General features: G+C 42.3%; 20 protein-coding genes and 1 other RNA gene. 5 read left to right on the forward strand and 16 right to left on the reverse strand.

Annotation, left to right across the window (positions count from 1 at the left end; genetic code table 11):
* The first annotated feature begins 136 nt into the window (after positions 1-136).
* Positions 137-586 carry a chemotaxis protein CheX gene (locus tag AC0VXY_RS12935; RefSeq protein WP_475525474.1) on the forward strand — a complete coding sequence of 150 codons (450 nt, stop codon included), beginning with the start codon at positions 137-139 and terminating at the stop codon, positions 584-586.
* 56 nt (positions 587-642) lie between these two features.
* Here the strand turns inward: AC0VXY_RS12935 and AC0VXY_RS12940 are convergent, their stop codons facing one another.
* Positions 643-1,413 carry an SDR family NAD(P)-dependent oxidoreductase gene (locus AC0VXY_RS12940; RefSeq protein WP_435990357.1) on the reverse strand — a complete coding sequence of 257 codons (771 nt, stop codon included), beginning with the start codon at positions 1,411-1,413 and terminating at the stop codon, positions 643-645.
* A 64-nt stretch (positions 1,414-1,477) separates the two neighbouring features.
* Positions 1,478-1,612, reverse strand: a complete 135-nt coding sequence (locus AC0VXY_RS12945; protein WP_435990356.1) for a hypothetical protein — start codon at positions 1,610-1,612, stop codon at positions 1,478-1,480.
* A gap of 372 nt (positions 1,613-1,984) precedes the next feature.
* Here AC0VXY_RS12945 and AC0VXY_RS12950 point away from each other — a divergent pair, with 372 nt between their 5' ends.
* Both AC0VXY_RS12950 and AC0VXY_RS12955 read left to right on the forward strand, forming a co-directional pair.
* Positions 1,985-2,461, forward strand: a complete 477-nt coding sequence (locus AC0VXY_RS12950; protein WP_475525475.1) for a cytochrome c oxidase subunit II — start codon at positions 1,985-1,987, stop codon at positions 2,459-2,461.
* Positions 2,462-4,108, forward strand: coding sequence for a b(o/a)3-type cytochrome-c oxidase subunit 1 (locus AC0VXY_RS12955; protein WP_475525476.1), 1,647 nt, complete (start codon positions 2,462-2,464; stop codon positions 4,106-4,108).
* 42 nt (positions 4,109-4,150) lie between these two features.
* Here the strand turns inward: AC0VXY_RS12955 and AC0VXY_RS12960 are convergent, their stop codons facing one another.
* The 11 genes from AC0VXY_RS12960 to AC0VXY_RS13010 all read right to left on the reverse strand — a co-directional run bounded on the left by AC0VXY_RS12960 (position 4,151) and on the right by AC0VXY_RS13010 (position 15,776).
* Complete coding sequence (locus AC0VXY_RS12960; RefSeq protein WP_435990353.1) at positions 4,151-4,618, reverse strand: GyrI-like domain-containing protein; 468 nt, start codon at positions 4,616-4,618, stop codon at positions 4,151-4,153.
* A gap of 18 nt (positions 4,619-4,636) precedes the next feature.
* Positions 4,637-6,151 (reverse strand): carboxypeptidase M32, encoded by a 1,515-nt coding sequence (locus tag AC0VXY_RS12965; RefSeq protein ID WP_475525477.1) that lies wholly within the window; start codon positions 6,149-6,151, stop codon positions 4,637-4,639.
* Between the two features lie 86 nt (positions 6,152-6,237).
* Positions 6,238-8,163, reverse strand: coding sequence for an ATP-dependent DNA helicase (locus AC0VXY_RS12970; RefSeq protein WP_475525478.1), 1,926 nt, complete (start codon positions 8,161-8,163; stop codon positions 6,238-6,240).
* A 179-nt stretch (positions 8,164-8,342) separates the two neighbouring features.
* On the reverse strand, positions 8,343-8,516 hold the full coding sequence (locus AC0VXY_RS12975; RefSeq protein ID WP_475525479.1) for a hypothetical protein: 174 nt from the start codon (positions 8,514-8,516) through the stop codon (positions 8,343-8,345).
* Between the two features lie 96 nt (positions 8,517-8,612).
* Entirely contained in the window at positions 8,613-9,749 is a 1,137-nt protein-coding gene (locus AC0VXY_RS12980) for a THUMP domain-containing class I SAM-dependent RNA methyltransferase (protein ID WP_475525480.1), read from the reverse strand.
* 152 nt (positions 9,750-9,901) lie between these two features.
* Positions 9,902-10,286: RNase P RNA component class B (rnpB, locus tag AC0VXY_RS12985), an RNA gene on the reverse strand.
* 60 nt (positions 10,287-10,346) lie between these two features.
* Positions 10,347-10,658 carry a cell division regulator GpsB gene (gene gpsB / locus AC0VXY_RS12990; RefSeq protein WP_475525481.1) on the reverse strand — a complete coding sequence of 104 codons (312 nt, stop codon included), beginning with the start codon at positions 10,656-10,658 and terminating at the stop codon, positions 10,347-10,349.
* Positions 10,659-10,776: 118 nt separating this feature from the next.
* Positions 10,777-11,334 (reverse strand): SLOG family protein, encoded by a 558-nt coding sequence (locus AC0VXY_RS12995; protein WP_475525482.1) that lies wholly within the window; start codon positions 11,332-11,334, stop codon positions 10,777-10,779.
* Positions 11,335-11,574: 240 nt separating this feature from the next.
* Positions 11,575-11,886 carry a CotD family spore coat protein gene (locus tag AC0VXY_RS13000; protein ID WP_475525483.1) on the reverse strand — a complete coding sequence of 104 codons (312 nt, stop codon included), beginning with the start codon at positions 11,884-11,886 and terminating at the stop codon, positions 11,575-11,577.
* A 319-nt stretch (positions 11,887-12,205) separates the two neighbouring features.
* A complete protein-coding gene (locus tag AC0VXY_RS13005) occupies positions 12,206-13,462 on the reverse strand; it encodes a ribonuclease H-like domain-containing protein (protein ID WP_475525484.1) in 1,257 nt (418 codons plus the stop codon).
* A 49-nt stretch (positions 13,463-13,511) separates the two neighbouring features.
* A complete protein-coding gene (locus tag AC0VXY_RS13010; protein ID WP_475525485.1) occupies positions 13,512-15,776 on the reverse strand; it encodes a DEAD/DEAH box helicase in 2,265 nt (754 codons plus the stop codon).
* Positions 15,777-15,989: 213 nt separating this feature from the next.
* On the opposite strand from AC0VXY_RS13010, the gene AC0VXY_RS13015 reads away from it, so the two are divergent.
* Entirely contained in the window at positions 15,990-16,439 is a 450-nt protein-coding gene (locus AC0VXY_RS13015; protein WP_435990345.1) for an Hsp20/alpha crystallin family protein, read from the forward strand.
* 141 nt (positions 16,440-16,580) lie between these two features.
* Here the strand turns inward: AC0VXY_RS13015 and AC0VXY_RS13020 are convergent, their stop codons facing one another.
* Together AC0VXY_RS13020 and AC0VXY_RS13025 are read right to left on the reverse strand one after the other, a co-directional pair.
* Positions 16,581-18,032 carry an IS1182 family transposase gene (locus AC0VXY_RS13020; protein ID WP_475525486.1) on the reverse strand — a complete coding sequence of 484 codons (1,452 nt, stop codon included), beginning with the start codon at positions 18,030-18,032 and terminating at the stop codon, positions 16,581-16,583.
* Between the two features lie 138 nt (positions 18,033-18,170).
* Positions 18,171-18,668: a YppG family protein gene (locus AC0VXY_RS13025; protein WP_475525487.1), complete on the reverse strand. Its 498-nt coding sequence runs from the start codon at positions 18,666-18,668 to the stop codon at positions 18,171-18,173.
* Between the two features lie 212 nt (positions 18,669-18,880).
* Here AC0VXY_RS13025 and yppF point away from each other — a divergent pair, with 212 nt between their 5' ends.
* Entirely contained in the window at positions 18,881-19,063 is a 183-nt protein-coding gene (gene yppF, locus AC0VXY_RS13030; RefSeq protein WP_475525488.1) for a YppF family protein, read from the forward strand.
* 25 nt (positions 19,064-19,088) lie between these two features.
* On the opposite strand, the gene AC0VXY_RS13035 is transcribed toward yppF, so the two are convergent.
* Complete coding sequence (locus AC0VXY_RS13035; protein ID WP_435990343.1) at positions 19,089-19,445, reverse strand: YppE family protein; 357 nt, start codon at positions 19,443-19,445, stop codon at positions 19,089-19,091.
* Between the last annotated feature and the right edge of the window lie 23 nt (positions 19,446-19,468).

Genomic DNA, 19,468 nt, shown 5'->3' on the forward strand with positions numbered 1-19,468 from the left:
ACCTTTTGTTTTTCTATTATTTATAAACCCCCACCCCAAAAAATAGTTCTTTAGTATGAACAGCGCGTGAAAATACCATCCTTTATCCCTAGTACATATGGTATGATTATTGTGACAAAATACTGGAGGATACGACATGATTTTAACTAAAAGTGTCACCGATATACTTAATAGTTCAGTAGAAGCCATTAAAGGGGTCATCCCTTTGCGTGTGACTGTTTTAAAGCCCACATTGCTGTCAGAGCCGTTTAGTCAGCATAAGATTGGTGTACTCATCGGGTTTACGGGTGACGTAAGAGGACGGATGATCATTGATGGAGAAGAAGAGGGCTTTCAAGGTTTGGGAGCATCCATGTTCGGAATGCCCCTGGAAGGTGAAATGCTTGAATCTTTCGCGGGCGAACTCGGGAATATGATTGCAGGGAATCTTGCTACTCTCCTCGCACAAGCCGGCCATTCACTGGACATCACACCGCCGACCGTCATTGTGGGGCAATCGAAAATGTATGGCTTTGACAAAGCTTTGAAACTGCCGATTTCCATTGAAAATGTCGGCGACTTTTTAGTGATACTGATGATTGAATAGCAAATGGATAAAAGGCTAACCTTTAAAGAGAGGTTAGCCTTTTATCCTGGAACAATTCAAAAACCGTTGATCGTCATCCCACCGTCTACATAAAGGGTTTGTCCGGTAATATAGTTTGAGGCATCTGATGAAAGGAAGACCGCCGGGCCCACCAATTCCTCGAGCTCACCGATCCTTTTTAAAGGAGTCACTGCCAGTATATCATTTACATACTCTTCATTTTGCAGAAGTTCCTTCGTTAAAGGTGTCTTGAAATACCATGGACCGATACTGTTTACATTAATATTGTATTTTCCCCATTCCATGGCTAATACCTTCGTCATTTGAATCATGGCCGCTTTCGTGGAAGCATATACGACCCCGGTCCTGAGGGCAACGTGGCCGGCGACGGATGCAATGTTTATGATTTTCCCCCGGCCCCTCTCTTTCATATGCCTTCCCACTTCCTGGCTCATCATAAAGGCTGATTTCAAGTTCGTATCCATGATTTTCTGCCATTCCTCATCCGTTACCGAAAGCGCTGCTGAACGTATATTCATCCCTGCATTATTAATCAAAATATCGATGGACAAGCCATGATTTTCTATGTAGGTGATCACTTTGTTTATGTCGTCACGTGATGTCACATCTGTCGGGAGGATATGAGCCTTCCTTCCAAGCTTCTCGATTACACTTGCCGTTTCTTCTAAATCATCCCTCGTTCTTGACAACAGGACTACATCGGACCCAGATTCCGCTAATCCAATACTAAGGGCACGTCCAATTCCCCGGCCTGCACCTGTGACAACGGCCAATTTACCTTTCAATGAAAATGAAGGAACAAACAAATTCTCCACCGCCTTATCTATTATTCGAATCTTCTTTATATTAGCACAGCATGTCTTCAAAGTCTCACCGATGATCCTTTTTCCCTTGTTGATGATGGACCTCGATATGTATCTTCGCTTCCACCGGCAGCTGGCATTGAGGACAGATTTTTTTATCAGAGAAGATTTGACAGCACTGTTTACAATAATACTTTTCCATTTGATCGTCACCTTCCTCTTCATTCCTACACTTTATGCATCAGGTTCACACAAATGAACACACCCGATTGCCTATTTTTCAATCACTTCACATATATTTCACATACCACCCCTTTAAGTGTGATATTTATCACAGATTCAAGAAGTGTACCCGCTTATGATTGAAGTATCAAATCAGTGAATAATTGATGGAAGGAATGAGAGGAATGGGGAAACCGGAATTACATCAAAAAACGGAAGTCAAAATGAAGGAGTCCACCTCATTAAAAGGCACATTCACTTCAGTTTTATTTTTAGGAGGTTTTTTAGTCCTTACATGGCTTGGGGTATTTTTGTTATTTCTTAATCGTTTTTAATTTAAGGAGTGATTTATATGCATATGCATCGCTATGAGAAATGGTGGTTGACGCTTGGATCAGGGTCTCTTATCTTATTTTTAATCATATTGGGAATCAGTGCTTTTCACCAGGGGCATCAGCCTCCAAGCGCGAAGGCCTACGTCAATCCGGAACAGGTGGACAAAATAGCTCCATTTAACGAACCTGGACTTAAAAAAGTGGAAGGAAAGGCTTGGGATTATGAGTTGGTATTTGTGGCTTCAGCTTTCCTTTATTCCCCTGGGGAAATTGAAATCCCTAAAGGATCTACACTGAAAATCACGGCCACAACCAAGGATGTTGTTCATGGGTTTGAAGTGGCAGGAACCAATATCAATATGATGCTTGAACCGGGGTTTGTCAGTGAATACACAACAACACTCGACAAATCTGGAGAGTTCCTCATTGTTTGTAATGAATACTGTGGTGTAGGTCATCACACGATGAAATCTATGTTAAGGGTGGTGGACTAGATGAAACCATTTGTAAAAATTGATAAAAAGGATGCTACACTGGCCATGGCCCATATTTACGTTGGATTTGCCGCTCTTGCATTAGGGGGACTCGCCGGCCTGTTACAGGTTTTGGTCCGCTCAGGCAGATTCACTTTGCCTGCAGGGATTGGTTATTATCAAGTATTGACTGTTCACGGGGTATTACTCGGATTGGTACTGACGACATTCTTTATACTCGGATTCCAGCATGCGGCCATTTCCCGGACTTCAGGGACTTACTCTGGAAAATCCCGCTTTATGGGGTGGTTAGGATTCTGGGTCATGCTTCTTGGAACCATCATGGCAGCAGTCATGATTCTATTAAATGAAGCTACGGTCCTTTATACATTTTATGCTCCACTCCAAGCCCACTGGATCTTTTATTTAGGATTGACCTTCGTGGTGGTGGGCAGCTGGCTTGGAGGATCAGGGATGATCATGAAATATATGAGCTGGAGAAAAGAACATCCCGGACAACCGAGCCCTTTGTTAACTTTCATGAGCATCATCAACACCGTCTTATGGATTGTTGCCACCATCGGCGTTGCAGGAACTGTTCTATTTCAGCTCCTTCCCTGGTCCCTTGGTCTGGTGGACAGGGTCGACGTTCTTGTCAGTCGTACCCTGTTCTGGTATTTCGGCCACCCACTCGTCTATTTCTGGCTGCTGCCGGCTTATATGGCATGGTATGTGATCATTCCGAAAATCATTGGTGGGAAAATTTTTTCAGATTCATTGGCACGACTATCCTTTATCCTTTTCCTTCTATTCTCGATACCGGTCGGTTTTCACCATCAATTAGTGGAGCCGGGAATTGATGCTTATTGGAAATTCCTGCAAGTGACCCTGACGTTCATGGTAGTCATCCCTTCCCTGATGACAGCATTCTCTTTGTTTGCAACTTTTGAAATGTACGGGAGATCCAAGGGCGCTACGGGATTATTCGGATGGTTCAAGAAGCTGCCATGGGGTGACGCCAGATTTACAGTACCGTTCATCGGAATGGTTGCTTTCATCCCTGCAGGAGCCGGCGGATTGATCAATGCATCCAATCAAATGAATCAGGTGATCCATAACACGATTTGGGTCACCGGTCACTTTCATTTAACCCTCGCCACATCTGTCGTCTTGACCTTCTTTGGGATTGCTTATTGGCTTGTCCCTCACCTGACCGGGCGTGTCTTAACGAAAGCGATGAACAAACTGGCCATCGTGCAGGCTATCGTATGGGCGGTCGGAATGAGCATCATGTCTGGCGCTATGCATGCGGTTGGATTACTGGGTGCACCAAGAAGATCTTCTTACTCCACTTATGGGGATGCACCACAGGCACTGGATTGGATTCCATACCAAATCGCGCAGGCGATCGGGGGCACGATCCTGTTTATGGGAATCATTCTTGTTCTATACATCTTTATCAACCTTGCATTCTTCGCTCCAAAAGGAGATGAGGAATTTCCTGTCGGTGAAACGGCTGATACAGCCGAAAGGACACCGATGGCTCTCGAGAACTGGCGGATCTGGTTAACCATCCTGGTCGCTCTCATCCTCGTCGCCTACACCGTCCCATTCATCGACATGATCCAAAACGCCCCACCCGCATCTAAAGGTTATAGAATGTGGTAACAAGCATAAGAAGAGGCTGCTTCAAATGAAGCAGCCTCATTTCTATTTCTGTTTAATTGGGACAAACAGCTCTAATTTCCTTCTATCTTCCGTTTCGTTGATTTCACGGTCCTGAGATAGGTACTTCTCGACACTCAGTCTAGAGTAATCTTTTTCAAACCCATTTTCTTTAATCCAATTAAAGATGGCGAAATAGGCTTGTTCCACTTCTGTCGACAGACCTTCATAAAGTGCGTGTGCATAATCGCCAGCAGGGAGTGACAGTTCGACTAACCCCGGTGGAAGCTTCTCCACGCGATCAACCTCAACGGTACAATAGTACGTAAAATCAGTCGCCCTATCATGGAAAGGTGCGTATATGCATTCATCTCCATTTATATGATGAATGGATGGGATCATCTGTTGAAACTTAGTGAATAGTCTCGGGATCTCGGACCCTCTTCCATATGGACCTGTCCAGCCGATTCCAACAAGCAATTTATCCTCTAGTGATGCTACATTAATATCCATGATTTTTGCCTCCAGTGTTTAATTTAAGGAATATACCCTTGAATACTTCTCCGTTAAATAATCGGCCAAGTATTGGGCATTAAGCCCTTCTCCGGTCACTTCCCTGATGATTTCAAGCGGTTTTTTCATCTTGCCCCATTGATGAACATGCTCAGTCAACCATTCTCTCACGGGAGCAAGATCCCCTTTTTCAAGGAGCTCTTCATAATGAGGAATATCTTCTAACATCGCACGCTTTAACTGTGCAGCATACATATAACCGAGCGCGTATGACGGAAAGTAACCAAAGCTTCCACCGGCCCAATGGACATCCTGGAGGACACCTTCTCCATTATGGGAAGGGCGGATACCTAAGTATTCTTCATATTTCTGATTCCAGATTTCAGGGAGATCTTTCACCTCAATCTCATCATTGAACAATCCTTTTTCAATTTCATAACGGATGATGATATGCAGGGCATATGTTAATTCATCTGCCTCGATCCGGATCAGTGAAGGCTTCGATTCATTGATCGCTCTGTAAAAGTCATCCAATCCAACAGAATCAAACTGTCCCTTTGAGTAATCCTTCAATAACGAATAATTTTGCTTCCAGAAAGAATGGTCCCTCCCTACAAAATTTTCATAAAACAGGGATTGAGACTCATGGATTCCCATGGATGTTCCCGTGCAGAGGGGTGTGCCCATCAAATCCTTTGAAATGTTTTGTTCATACAGGGCATGTCCCCCCTCGTGGATCGTTCCGAAGACGGCTGTTCTCCAATCCTTTTCGTCATATTTAGTTGTTACCCTTACATCGCCAGGGTTCAAACCAATCGCAAACGGGTGAACCGTTTCATCCAGTCTTCCTGAATTGAAATCATACCCCATTTGTTCAAGGATTTTCAAACTGAAATCCTTTTGACGTTCCTTTGGAAAGTGTTCAAAAAGGAAATCGGTTTTTGGTTTATTTTCCGATTTAGAAATTTTATGTACAAGTGGGACGATTTGATCACGAAGATCCCCAAATACCTTATCCAATACATCTACCGTCACACCCGGCTCATACATATCCAATAATGTATCGTATTTATTATCTTCGTATCCCCAGTAATCAATGAAGCGTTTTGTGAGTGCCACAAGCTTTTCTAAATAAGGCTTGAACATATCAAAATCCGCTTTTTCTTTCGCTTCTTCCCATTTACCTTCCGCTTTCGACTGTAATACCACGTATTCCCTGTATTCAGAAGCGGGAATCTTTTTATTTCGATCATACTCTTTTTGACACTCTTCTATTAATTTTTGTGTCATAGAATCCAATTGATCCATCTTTGGAGATAGTTTCGCTAAGTAAGCTGCCATTTCATTGGAAGTGGACATCTCGAACAGCTCAGATGAAAGCATCCCTATCACTTCTGACCGTTGTTCTGCCCCGTTTTTTGGAGCGCCGGTACGCAAATCCCAGAACATCAAACCAAGTGCTTCGTTGTAGGCAGACATTTTTTTCACATATTCATGAAATTGATCTTTTGTCTCTAATACTGATTCTTTCATTCAAAAAGCCCCCCTTTTTTTAACATTCAATCTATTTTATCATATTACGAAAAAACCGCCCATTCAGGCGGTTTCAGTACACTCTTTTATGCGTTCAACACTTCGATTCCAACGGGCAGGACGGACTCTGCCAATTCTCTGTATGAGATTTCGTCATCATTCAACAGCACGTGGATGCTCCCCTTGTCTTCACTTGTCCGAATCAGACGTCCGATTCCTTGTCTCAAGCGAAGGATCATGTAAGGAAGATCCACTTCTTCCACGGAATGGGTGGCATGCTTTCGTTTCGCATCAAAGACGGGGTCTTTCGGCGGGAATGGAAGGGAATAAATGATCACTTGTGAAAGGGACTCCCCTGGCACGTCCAATCCTTCCCATAGATGATAGGAACAAAGGACCGTAGACGTTTCCTGCTGGAACTGTTCTACCGTATCACTGATCTCACGGTCACCTTCATAGATGACACTCCAGTTTTGATCCGCCTGTTGAATCTGATACGACCTAAAGGCGTTCATCTCATCCTTGGAGGTAAAAAGAATCAATGATCTTCCTTGATTATTCTGTAATTTATCCCAAATATATTGATTTTTCGAATGAACACCGGAATCCAAAGGGGGAATATGTGCTTTCATCATATCCTCATATTCATAAGGGGATTCCACTGAAAATTTTTCATATTTTTCAATTCCCAGTGATCGTGACACATAAGAAAAGTCACCATCATAGGAAAGGGTTGCAGAAGAAAAGATAAATGGGATATTTTGACTGAAAACGTGTTCTTTTAAGATTTCCTCTACTAATCTCGGCATTACCACAAAGGTATGTTCTTCCTCTGATGTTTCCAGCCAGTAGATTCCTTTTTCATCATCTAAAAACAGTTTTAATGAATACTGAATCTGCTCCAGGTATTCCTCCACCACTTTTAACAAATAATCATCCATTACGTACATTTCGCTTTCAAAAACAAGTTCATTCAGCAGGTTCTCGATTTTTTCCGTAAGAGACCTGGCCTGCTTCAAGATCGCTTCTGAACGAAGGATGTACTGCCTATCGGATCCAGATTCCCCTTTGGATTCTTTCTCAAGAAGCTCGAACCACTTTTCGTTGTCGACCATGATATCTTCAATGATATAAAGAGTCTCCTCCCTCATATCAGATGAAGACAGCTTTTCTAACAGTCCTTCAAGTGTCTCCATCCTCATCCGGTAGGTCATCGCTTTCTGTGAGGCAAATTCCAATAGGTGCCCTTCGTCAAAGACGACTGAGCTTGCTTCCGGAAGGAGCGGCAGCTGACCTTCCCGCTTTCTGCTGTCTTTCGTCCAGATATGTTCCATATAGAAGTCATGAGAACAGATGATCAAGTCAGCCGCATTCCGGTAATGCTCACGATGAAGCGTCAGTCCGCAGCGATGACGATAGGCACAGGACATGCAGTCCTGAAGGGAATCCCAGCCTACAGAATTCCACTCTTCATCTGACAAGCTGGCATATTCTTTCCGATCCCCGTAATGACTGAAGCTTCTCATGGAGGAATTGTCATGGACGAAGCCCGGCAATTCTTCCCACATATCCTGATAGACATCATTTTGAGAAGCATTTTCTTCTAATTTCTTGATACAAAGATATTGCTCCCTCGATTTTGCCAGGCGGACATCGATATCCAGATCCAGGGCTTTCTCAAGCTTCTCTATATCCCCTTCTTTTTTGACGATCTGCTCGATTAGGGTTTCATCTGCACAAGCGATGATGGCAGGCTTTCCCGTATACCTTGCATAGGAAAGGGCATATAACAGATACACAAGGGTTTTCCCCGTGCCAACACCTGCTTCGGCAAACATGACCTGCTTATTCTTGTATGCCTGATTAAGTTGAAAGGCCATAAAAACCTGTTCATCCCGCAAATCAAATCCCTTATCTGGCAATACATCATAAAAAACATCCCCGACCCAATCGGATAATGCTTCATAAAAGGATTGCTCCTTGGTTAGTTCAAATGGTAATTTTCTTCTCATATGGACCTCCTGCACGACACAATATTTCTACTTTACTAGAATTCTTTTTTAATGAATAAGGATAATGGATATTTTACCTCATGAGCTCAACATGATCTACACCCAAAAGAAAAGGGACTCTCCATACAAAGGGTGAGTCTACCAGTTGTATGGATGTCCCTAGCTTTTCGAGAGTGCACTCAGCCGTATATTCTCTTTTTTTTCAATAATTCATATTGAAATGCCTGATCCAGGTTTTTTGATGCTTCATGGAGGTCCAGTGGTACGGCCTCCGCTTCTTCACCTGAAATAGAAGAAATAGAGTTTTGTAAGGCCTGATAGATTTTGTGGAAATCGATGAAAGAATGGTCCATCCTCTTTCACTCCTCTAAAAATGATAGAACTATTATACGCAGGAAGTGAGAGGGTTATTCTGAACTTCATCATCTTTTTCCAACAATCCTATAATATCACTTTCTTGGGGGGCGTGGCCCGAAGAATTGATAATAGTCTGTCCGGATGAATCCATTGAACAATTTTCGTTTTTTTGTGGCTTGTTTCCCGTAGCATTGTTCAAAGTTTTCATGGGAAGTCAGCATGTATACAGACCAGGTATCCAGTTTTTCAAAGGCTCTTCCCATTTCTTGATACATCTTCTCTACTTCTTTACGTTCACCCAGACGTTCTCCGTATGGAGGATTCCCGACGATGATGCCGTACTCTAATTCCGAAGTGAAATCCCGGACTTGCATTTGCTTGAATTTCACCAGGTCTCCAAGTCCTGCTTCTAAAGCATTCTCTTTGGAAATTTCAATCATTCGATGATCGATGTCCGTACCGAGTATTTCAAGAGGCTGATCATAGTTAGCCAAACCCTCGGCTTCCAAACGTGTTTTCTCCCACACGTCGGCAGGCATCAACGGCCACTCCTCTGACAGAAATTCTCGATTGAATCCGGGAGCGATATTTTGCCCGATCAGCGCAGCTTCGATGGCAATGGTCCCGGACCCGCAGAATGGATCCATAAAGGGACGGTCAGGATTCCAGGTCGTTAATTGAATAAGGGCAGCAGCTAGCGTCTCCTTTAAAGGCGCTTCACCTTGTCCGATTCTATATCCACGTTTATGGAGACCTTGACCACTTGTATCAAGGGTGATGCTCGCCACATCTTTGTGAATGGCCACCTCAATCTTGAAAAGAGGGCCGGTTTCGTCCAGCCATGACGTTCGCTTGTAAGCAGTACGAAGCCGTTCTACAATTGCTTTTTTCACGATAGCTTGACAGTCCGGAACACTGTATAGTTTTGATTTAACAGATTTCCCCTGCACAGGGAACTCTGCGTCTACAGGGAGAAATTCCTCCCAAGGAAGCTTCTTTGTATTTTCAAATAGTTCATCAAAGGAATAAGCCTTGAAATCACCAACAAGGATTTTAATTCTATCAGCGGTCCTCAACCACATATTGGCACGTGCAATGGCCGTTTCATCTCCCTCGAAGATGACCTTTCCATTATCGACCTGACATTCGTACCCCAATTCCTTCACTTCTTTGGCAACAATGGATTCTAAGCCCATTGCTGCCGTTGCGATCAATGTATATGTACTCATATTTGTCACCCCGTTCATAAATATGCAACTATCACTAGTATGGTCCTGTTTCCTGTAAAATAAAAAGGACTGATACAAAAGAGCAGTGTATTACCTGCATGTATCAGTCACTTGCATTATTTAATCCATATTGCTCTTATCCCGTAATAGTGTTCTGTAAGCCATGTTTTGTTCCGTTGTACTGCAGGCGACTATTCGTCTCGTACTCGGGTGGTAATCATCTATCTACAAAGGAAATTCCTTTGTCCCTCTCTTCGTTCAATTCCTTCGAGAGGATTCCCCTACCAAATTTGGGTTTCTCGCTCGTGGGGTTTACCTCGTTCCACTCCTGCCATTTCTAACAGGACTTCGTCACTGTGGCACTTTCAAAGTAGTCACACCATATCCGTAAAGGACGTAGGTGTTTTCCCTGCCGTCAGCCCGGGTTGGACTGCCCTAGCTTATGAATTGGCTAGGCACGAACACTACGTGCATCTCAGCACCGTGCGAGCATGGACTTTCCTCTACAACGAATCGTTGCAGCGATTACCCAAACACCATTAAGGATCAGCAATACCTAATTATACGGTAATCCCCCCAATAATTCAACTGGAAATATCAGTCGTATAATTTGTTACCAAAAACGTGTTTCTCTAAATTCGATAAACGCTTTAAAATATCGAAATTCGTGGTTCCGGTCTGTTGAGGCGGAGCCGTTGAGCGCTGTTGCTTCAGAGCACCCTCTGCCTGCTTTTTCAGTCGCAGGTTTTCCTGCTGTAGGTCTTCTATCTCTTGATGAAAGGTTTCATAGTCTTTAATAATCAAATCTAAAAATTTATCCACATCTTCCGGCTTATACCCTCGCATACCACTTTTGAACTCTTTCTCGAGAATATCCTTTGCCGTTAACTTCACTTTATCTGAGATCATTCTTATTCACCTCTATATTTATCACTATTATTTTTTCAAATAACCATCCATTTGTCAATCGTATTTCATCCTTCAGTGATTCTGTTTCCCATGAAAAGCCGGATTAAGTCATAATTCTTCAGTCTGTCTTCCACTGTTCCTCCTCAACGATCCACTGTAAATCATGGAAGCTGATAGCCCTGAGATCAAAAGATGGGTCGGACTGTTTCTTTTTTTTCGCTTCTTCATAGAAATATTTAGGCGAACCATCTTTTTCCTCATCATATAGAATCACACATGAATGGCTTTTGTGTAAAAATAATTGATTCTTGTTGCGAAACTGCTGAGGACTCTTATAAGGATCTTTCGAGATGGTTTCGACAAAATCGGCTTGAGAAAGAATCAGTTCATAGTATTCCTTATTCTGTTCGTTCCAGTTTTCCTCCTGAGAAATAAAAGGGGTCAACACGGCCAGTTTAAGCTCAGTGTAGTCCTCCTGAAGTTCAAACACAACTTCCGCTCCCCACAGCTCTACGCCAAGCTGCCCGCTGATGAGCACCCATTCCAATCCTTCATCCAGGAGTGATACCAATTCTTTCTTTAATGCTTGCTTTATGTAATAAACCGCTTTGTCATCCTGCTTGAAAATTCCCAATTCAAAGGATTTATATCCAGCAATGCATGCAACATTCCCCACATGGAAAACCCCTTTAATAAACTTTGGGCACCTTTGGTTCTCTTTACTAGTGTACCCCAAACCTTCTCAATCTATTGTATCATATTTAACGGATTTCTGAGATGGGGAAATATCCATGTTGCGATCTCTCAGCATGAAAAAGAGGAGATGCCTGCATAAAGACTGTGTTCTCCTTAGAAAAGTGATCTACATCACTGAATCCAGTCTTTTAGAGGCATCCCTCTGACATCATTAATTCTATTATCTTCCCATTCCGTAAGGTCCGAATGGCGGTCTTGGACGAGGGCCGAATCCCGGGCCGACAGGGCCTCCTGGTCCTTGAGGTCCTCCTGGTCCGCCACCACAATTAATCTGTTGGTGGGACACACTGTCTACTTGTGATTGAGTGTGAGGGAAATAATGTTTATGTTGATACATAACATTATTCACATTGGTTGTGTGTGTCGGGTGAATATGAGGCACCTCATAGGTAGTCATGTTGTGATTCACACAACATTTCGTCGGGTGCATAACTGCAGGAAGCACTTGATTAGGTCTTGGTCTACAATACATCGTAACGCTCTCCTTTCATCTCTTGGTTGCTACATTAATAGCCTATGAAGAGGAGAGGGTACATGTACTAATGAAAATACCTATTTTTAGGAAGTTATTTCGGAAGACTTACATTAAGCTATATAAACTTTGTGAATAATTGGTAAAAACATAGGCTGTTAAACCAATGACCACAAAGAACAAAATTAAGATGGCACGGTTCATTTTCATCATTCCTTTTTTCAATAAAAATTTTCAACACAATTAATTATTTTACATCTACTTTAGAAAATTCTCAATATAAAAATAAGGAGATGGAACCACTTTCACGCTAAAAATATTACTGTTTGCTCTTCCGGGATACATAACCTATATTTTTGTCTATTTTATCCTCTATCCGAGCCTTGCGATGATTCAGATTCCCTATTATTGTGAGGTCCTTAGTTTTGGTTCCCCCTGTATTATCAGTCAAGTCCAAAAGTCGATGGCACATCTCCAGAGCCCGTTTTAAATCCTTCGTTTTATGCTCATACAATTTGGCCAATTCCAACAGAACAACTTTCCGTATGGTAACAGGTGCGTTTTCATAAATCCCTTCCCACAACTCAATCGCCTTCTTTTCCTGTTTTTCTTTTTTATATTGAAGGGCAAGCTGATGTACTGCCTTAAAGTTTGGGTCTTCATTCTCTTTAATGATTTCCTCGTAGCGTTCCTTGGCTATTTTCCTGTTACCCGTATATTCGAGCCATCTTCCGACTTCGAATCGTTCATGCCCGGTCGCCTTGTCATGAACGTTCAATAGCTGGAACGTCAGGTGAGTATATAGGGTGATGAGGGATAAGATATCCAGTTCGTTATGGGTCATGACCTTGAAGATACCTTCAGGATCTTTACGCTCGATATAATCGAAATAGATCATCGGAGCAAGGTACCCGGGCACATCATCGACTCTGTTAAACCCAAGGATATTCCGTTCGACGTTCATGAGCTTGACGGAGTCCAATTTATGCTTAAAGAGTCTTCTGGAACCGTGGTAAAGGTCGAAATGCCCGAATGCAGGCAGGTTGGGTACATGATCTTTAATAAGGGTATGCCTTGTCTTAACCTGAGGCCAATCAAATGCCTTCCCATTGTACGTTACAAGCGTATTATAATCTACATTGCTCAAGAAGCTGTGATATAAAGGGATTTCACTTCCCGGCTGAGGCAGGAAGTGCTGTGTCACGATCACTTCTTTATCAGTCACCCTTCCATGTCCCAATAGGAAGATGGTATTTCCTACTCCCCCACCAAGTCCGGTCGTTTCCGTATCGAAAAAAAACATATCTTCAGGGTGAAGCCCTTTAGAAGATAGGGGATGGTCCCCTGTAAACCCCTGCCAGGCATTTACGGCTTTTATAAAATCTTTAAACGTGTAATCCCCATGTTGGTGATGAATGGGATAGCGCTTTTCCTTAACCAGGCAGAAATCATCATCAATATAATACGCAGTTGTTCCATTTTCTTTCCATAGTTCCCAAAAGGGCAAATCTGATGAATGGTCTTCCGTTTGTGCTGCAGGCTCCCCGTCTTCTTCCCGGATAATATGTTTTTTCATTCTAGCTAATTTATTTTTCACTGACATATCGGTTCCCCCCTTCCATTTTTCATTGAAGGAATTGACGAAGAAGTTTCAATGAATCGAATTTGGCCGTATCCATGGAATGCTCCATCCCGATGCAGGAAGGACAGCCGCTTTGACATGGGCATCGTTCTATCATGGAATATGACTCAAGGAGAATCTTCTCTATCTGTTCATATACTTTTTCACTTAGCCCGATTCCGCCCGGATACCGGTCGTAAATGAAGATGGTGGGCAGTTCATTGTGGGCGGCCTTGATTTGTGGCACAACGAAAATGTCGCTTGGGTCGCACATGACAAACAAAGGGATGATCGATTTCAGGCTTTGGGAAACCCCGATAAGTCCCTCTTCAAGTCGTTCCTGACTGAAAGAGGCTGCGTCTTTTAACGATATCCAGCTCGAACTCGTATGGAGCTCTTCTTCTGGAAGATGAATCGGACCTGAACCGATATTTTCATGGGTGTCGAATTTTATTTTTTTGAATATCGTGGCCATCGCTTGAACGGTTACATCCCCGTATGCCACATCGAACATGTCTGATTCTCTCATTTTGTCGGTTTCAAGCACCCTTAATTGTACAGCCAGGTTGGCATCCGTAAAATAATCGACATCGACCTCCCGTACAAACGCCTTTTTTTCTTCCCAGTCGAGCTTTTCAACCTGAAACTGAACACCTTGATGTAAATAAATCGCTTCATCATGCAATAATGTCATGGCCGAAAAACGGTCCATTTCCCCAATTACCTTCACGGATGAAATATCGGTTTGATCAATGATGATAACATTTTCCTGTGACGCCGATCGAAGGCTGATGTTATGTGCAGGGAAAACATCGTTCATCCAATACCACTTGTCACCATTTTTATGAACGACCCGCTCTTCTACGAGAAATTCCAGTATATCTTCCATTTCATGTCTGCCAAATTGTTCCCCTTCCCTGAAAGGCAACTCATAAGCAGCACACTTGATATGATCAATGAGAATGATTAAATTATCAGGATTGATCCGCGCGGTTTCAGGAGTCTGCTCAAAGAAATAATCCGGGTGTTCGATGATGAATTGATCCAGTGGACTGGAGCTCGCCACCATGATGACCAAGGACTCACCATGTCTTCTCCCCGCCCTTCCTGCCTGCTGCCAGGCACTTGCGATCGTGCCGGGATATCCCGTCATGATACATACTTGCAATTGGCCGATGTCGACACCCAATTCAAGGGCATTTGTACTGACAACCCCATATATATCACCCTGCCTCAAGCCTTTTTCAATTTCTCTTCGCTGGGTGGGAAGGTACCCTCCCCGATAACCTCTGATGGATTTCGCACCTAATTGACTTTTCACCAATTCTTGTAAGTACGTAAGAATGATTTCCACCCGGACCCTACTTCTCGCGAATATGATGGTTTGCACTTTATTTTTCAATAGTTCGCCAGCGATCCTCCTCACCTCCAGAGTCGCACTCCGACGGATATTGAGGGGTTTATTGACGATGGGTGGATTGTAGAATACGAAGTGTTTCTTTGCACTTGGCGCCCCGTTATTATCGATTAAATTCATTTCCGTTCCTGTTAATTGCTCTGCCAGTTCTTTTGGGTTGGCGATCGTTGCAGATGTGCAAATGAATACGGGTGAAGCTCCATAAAATTCACAAATGCGTTTCAATCTTCTGATCACATTGCTGACATGGGAGCCAAACACCCCTCTATATATATGAAGTTCATCGATAATGACGTATTTCAGGTTCTCGAACAAAGACACCCATTTCGTATGATGAGGAAGGATGGCCGAATGCAGCATATCAGGATTTGTGATGACGATATGCCCCGCTTTCCTCACCTTTTGACGGATATTTGCAGACGTGTCCCCGTCATATGTATAGCTATTGATGGAAACCTCGGCCTCTGCGATGATTTCGTTCAGCTCACTCTTCTGGTCCTGTGCAAGTGCCTTCGTAGGGAAAATGTATAAGGCCCGGGAATCCGGATTATCCAGAATGGTTTGAAGCACCGGAAGATTATAGCAAAGCGTCTTACCAGAAGCGGTTGGTGTGACGGCTGTGAAGCTTTTCCCTTCCATTGCAAGCCTAAAGGCTGAACGTTGATGGGTATAAAGTTTTTCCATCCCTCTCTTATGCAACGCTTCTTTAATTCTTTCATTTATTTCAAGTGGCAAGTCTACCAATTGGGCAGGTTTTTCATCAATGGTATGCCAATGAACAATCTGTTTATTGAAATCCGGATCTTTCTTAAAAAATTCTATCAACTGCTGAAGGTTATTTTTCTTGAACATGTCTATCACCTCTCCTACTTATTTTACCGAATCTATGTTCGAAACTAAAGTAAAAAAACCACCTTTCCATATTCATCCTTTCTCAAAAAGTGAATGAGCTCGAGGGAAGGAATACTCTCTCTTTTTTTTCCAAAGGTTACATAGGACAAATGCACATTTTCTTGAGTGGGCCATAAACTAGTATGAATACGTTTGCGTGAAAGGAGCATACCCATGTCCAAGGATTCAAATAAAGGCGGTTTTGGTGACCTGATGCATTCCATGAATGAATTCTTTCATGAAAGACCGATGAAAGGCATGTTACAAAGTATCGATGAATTCTTCACATCTTCTGTCAACCCATTTGGCTCATTCCCCGTTGAATTGAGTGAAACTGACGATCATTACCTCGTCACTGCGGAACTTCCCGGTGTAAACAGAGAGCAAATACAACTCGATGTGTTTCCTCAGTACATCACGATCTCTGTGACCCATAAAGAAATATATTCAGAAGAAAATGAAAATCACCAGACAATCAGAAGGAAGCAATCCATGAGAAAAAGCAGCAGGACGGTATCCTTTCCAAGAACCGTTAACGAAAAGAATGTGAAAGCTTCTTATAAAGATGGTTTATTATCAGTAAAAGCGAACAAGGAATCAGGGAAGCGAATACAAATTGAGTAAATGAAAAAGGAGCTGCGGGAGTGGAGGCCACTGAAGAACTATGGCCTCTCAGAGATAGTAAAATAAAAAACGGCCCGTTTGGAGTGAATTTCTCCAAACGGGCCGTTTTTTTTGACTAAAAAGGAAGCTTTCTCCCTTCTATTAGTCCATTAATTTTATGATTCGTTTTATATTGGCGGTGAATATGGCCATGGCTCCTTGGATACGCATGCCTTTTAGACCCGACGATGAGGCGATCTCATAACCGTGTCTGTGTTTTAGTTCACTATTCTTTGCTTCGATTTTGTATCGTTCTTTTGCTCTCTCCTTAAAATGTTCACTATTTTGAAATTCGATTTGTTTAGTATGTTCTTCTGATTTAATACTAACCGAATAGGATTTAGTTTTTGCTCCGAGCTTATAACACCCTTCTTGAAAAGGACAACTTTTACATTTTTCCACATCAAAATAGTATGTATCCGTTTGATTGGTGGATTGGTTTTTCTTCCCTTGTCGTGCTTTCCTTATCGCCATATGCCCCGCAGGACAAACGTACATGCCGGCATCTTTATTATATTCAAACTCCTCTCCTTTTTTTCGATACCCATGAGAGACAGAAGGGTTGAGCTTCGCGATTAACTCAAACTCATTTTCTTTCGCGTACGTCAGATTTTTCTTCTCAGAATAAGCCGCGTCACCAATGACTTCTTTCACTTCAATTCCAGCTTTTTTGCTTTTTTCAATTAACGTAGGTAACTCTTTTCCATCCGTTTTTTCACCTGTTGTAATCGTCGCGGCGGTTATGATTCGCTCCTGGACCATGGCTAAGTGCGTTTTGTATCCGAAGAAGGAGGAATCCGCTGATTTATGACCGACTCGTGCGTCGGGATCTTCCGACTGTTGAAGTTCCAATAAATCATCTTCCACAGTCTCTTTGAGTAAATTTAATGGTTCTTTTACTTTCGGAAATTCGGTTAATCTTGGTTCTTTTTCAATGACTTCCACAAGCTTTTGAGTATATTCCAACTCGGCTTCAATCGTATCCTCCGTCGGTTTAGTCGGGAACTTTTCCTTCATCGTTTCATCGATTGTATAAATCATTTTCCGCACTTTTTTCGAACGATTTCTCAATACTTCGACAGGGGAGGTCTGATTATATCGGGAACTCGTATGAGTAGCGTCTACAATGACCGACTTGGATCGAATCACTCCTTTTTCAAGAGCGATTTCAACCGTCTTGTTAATCAATGTGTCTAATAAGTCTTCGTCCTCCAGTCGCTTACGTCGAAAGTAGGCCAATAAACTTGGATCAATCACATCATCTTCCGGTGCCATTTCTAAGAAAAACTTAAAAGACATATCCACCTTGGTTCTTTCAATAAGATCAACGTCGGATAACGTATAAATAGTTTTTAAAAGAAGATATTTAAATATGCGAATAGGATGGACGGCGTTTCGTCCATTCGTATGACAATATTTATCCTTTAATTCGTCATAGATAAAGGAGAAGTCCACAAGGTTATTGATTTTACGAAGAAGGTGATTTTGAGGTACAACCACATCATATAATCCCCCAAATTGACTTACGTTCATTGATAACTGATGGTCAAGCATCCAATCCCTCACTTTTATGTAATATCTTCATTTTACAAGAAAACAGCGTATCTTTCTTCGATTTCTCGAAGAAAGATACGCTGTTTAGTAAAGAAGGGGCTTTTTCAGTGGCCTCCGGGAGTGCAGCTCCTTTTTTGTCTAGAATTTAAATATCCCGCCTAAGCCTTTTACAAGAGAAGAAACTTGATTGATGGCACCCATCATTTGTCCAGTCGTATTCATCATTTTGTTGAAGTCCAACGATCCGTCCTGCGACTTAAAGGAGTTCATGATGCCACTTACCCCACCTGAAGAAGGTTTCGCCATAAAAGATGCTTTCGGGTAGGGATTCGCATATGACTGCTGTTCCATCGCTTTCATTTGATATGGATTATACTCTTTGTGCTGAAGAGGATTTTCAAAATATGGATTCATCTTCTGAGGCTGATTCATCTGCTGATATTGATTTATCTGACTCGCGGCACCTGTATATGGTCCATCCGGCTGTGGTAAAAAATTGGGTTGATAAGGTCCATAATTCGGTGGTCTCATTCCTTGAACAGGATAGTTCACCATCATACCCATATTCTGATGCTGCGAATGGTGATATGGGTATGGCTGATATCGCATCTGTCTCGAAAAAGGTGAAGAATTCATACTTAGCCCCCCTACTTTTAGTGGTTACTATACTTTATGTACATTCGGAAAAATGGTGAAAGAACCCATAAAGATCTTTCGACAACCCTTAAGAAAAATGTCGGAAGTTACACTATTCTTACAACTTAAAGAAAGGGTTTTCTATGATAGGATGAGGGTAGATAGAGAGCTATTATCATTCATATGAAATATGTGTATTGGGAGGAATCAAGATGAACCTTAACGAATTGCTGAAAAGATATGAAAGCAGTAAACAGTATCAAGCAACCGACCAACAAGAACTTCTTACACTGGCCAAAAAACTTTATATTTCAAATGAAATCTCCTTTCATCACTACAGAGGGTTAGCGAAAGAGATCAATACAAAAGAAGAAAATGCTATTTCAACTCCATAAGAAAGAGGCTGCCAAGGGCAGCCTCTTATTTTTCATTAAGTTCATCGAGCTCTGTCCCGAGAACGTACGAAACAGATTGATAATGACTGATAAACCGGTTGTAACTGGATTCAGGAAAAAAGCAATGGACCGATAACATTTCTATATTATCGAAAGTATTGAGAATCTGAGGGAAATGGATGTGCTTCGGCTTAGTTTCTTTGATCCAATTCAGGGACAGGTCCTTCCATCGGTCATTCTTTTCTTTCACTTCGTCCGCAAACGGCTTCACTTCAGTATAAAAGTCCCCTTTTTCACCTGACTCGCGTCTGCTTTTATATTCAATCATCATCTTCTCGACCAGCACGAGAAGCTCTTCCGTTACTTGTTTCAATTCTTTCAAAAAAAGCCCTCCATGTAAAATCT

The organism is Rossellomorea sp. QJM3NY_18, assembly GCF_056173145.1.

What these genes read in the sequence shown, in the direction of transcription:
- gpsB (WP_475525481.1), bottom strand. Translation starts at nt 10,658, where the DNA reads ATGATCTCAGATAAAGTGAAGTTAACGGCAAAGGATATTCTCGAGAAA.
- AC0VXY_RS13015 (WP_435990345.1), top strand. Translation starts at nt 15,990, where the DNA reads ATGTCCAAGGATTCAAATAAAGGCGGTTTTGGTGACCTGATGCATTCC.
- AC0VXY_RS12955 (WP_475525476.1), top strand. Translation starts at nt 2,462, where the DNA reads ATGAAACCATTTGTAAAAATTGATAAAAAGGATGCTACACTGGCCATG.
- AC0VXY_RS12965 (WP_475525477.1), bottom strand. Translation starts at nt 6,151, where the DNA reads ATGAAAGAATCAGTATTAGAGACAAAAGATCAATTTCATGAATATGTG.
- AC0VXY_RS12935 (WP_475525474.1), top strand. Translation starts at nt 137, where the DNA reads ATGATTTTAACTAAAAGTGTCACCGATATACTTAATAGTTCAGTAGAA.
- yppF (WP_475525488.1), top strand. Translation starts at nt 18,881, where the DNA reads ATGAACCTTAACGAATTGCTGAAAAGATATGAAAGCAGTAAACAGTAT.
- AC0VXY_RS13025 (WP_475525487.1), bottom strand. Translation starts at nt 18,668, where the DNA reads ATGAATTCTTCACCTTTTTCGAGACAGATGCGATATCAGCCATACCCA.
- AC0VXY_RS13010 (WP_475525485.1), bottom strand. Translation starts at nt 15,776, where the DNA reads ATGTTCAAGAAAAATAACCTTCAGCAGTTGATAGAATTTTTTAAGAAA.
- AC0VXY_RS12945 (WP_435990356.1), bottom strand. Translation starts at nt 1,612, where the DNA reads ATGGAAAAGTATTATTGTAAACAGTGCTGTCAAATCTTCTCTGATAAA.
- AC0VXY_RS12960 (WP_435990353.1), bottom strand. Translation starts at nt 4,618, where the DNA reads ATGGATATTAATGTAGCATCACTAGAGGATAAATTGCTTGTTGGAATC.
- AC0VXY_RS12975 (WP_475525479.1), bottom strand. Translation starts at nt 8,516, where the DNA reads ATGGACCATTCTTTCATCGATTTCCACAAAATCTATCAGGCCTTACAA.
- AC0VXY_RS12950 (WP_475525475.1), top strand. Translation starts at nt 1,985, where the DNA reads ATGCATATGCATCGCTATGAGAAATGGTGGTTGACGCTTGGATCAGGG.
- AC0VXY_RS13020 (WP_475525486.1), bottom strand. Translation starts at nt 18,032, where the DNA reads ATGCTTGACCATCAGTTATCAATGAACGTAAGTCAATTTGGGGGATTA.
- AC0VXY_RS13000 (WP_475525483.1), bottom strand. Translation starts at nt 11,886, where the DNA reads ATGTATTGTAGACCAAGACCTAATCAAGTGCTTCCTGCAGTTATGCAC.
- AC0VXY_RS12980 (WP_475525480.1), bottom strand. Translation starts at nt 9,749, where the DNA reads ATGAGTACATATACATTGATCGCAACGGCAGCAATGGGCTTAGAATCC.
- AC0VXY_RS12970 (WP_475525478.1), bottom strand. Translation starts at nt 8,163, where the DNA reads ATGAGAAGAAAATTACCATTTGAACTAACCAAGGAGCAATCCTTTTAT.
- AC0VXY_RS13005 (WP_475525484.1), bottom strand. Translation starts at nt 13,462, where the DNA reads ATGAAAAAACATATTATCCGGGAAGAAGACGGGGAGCCTGCAGCACAA.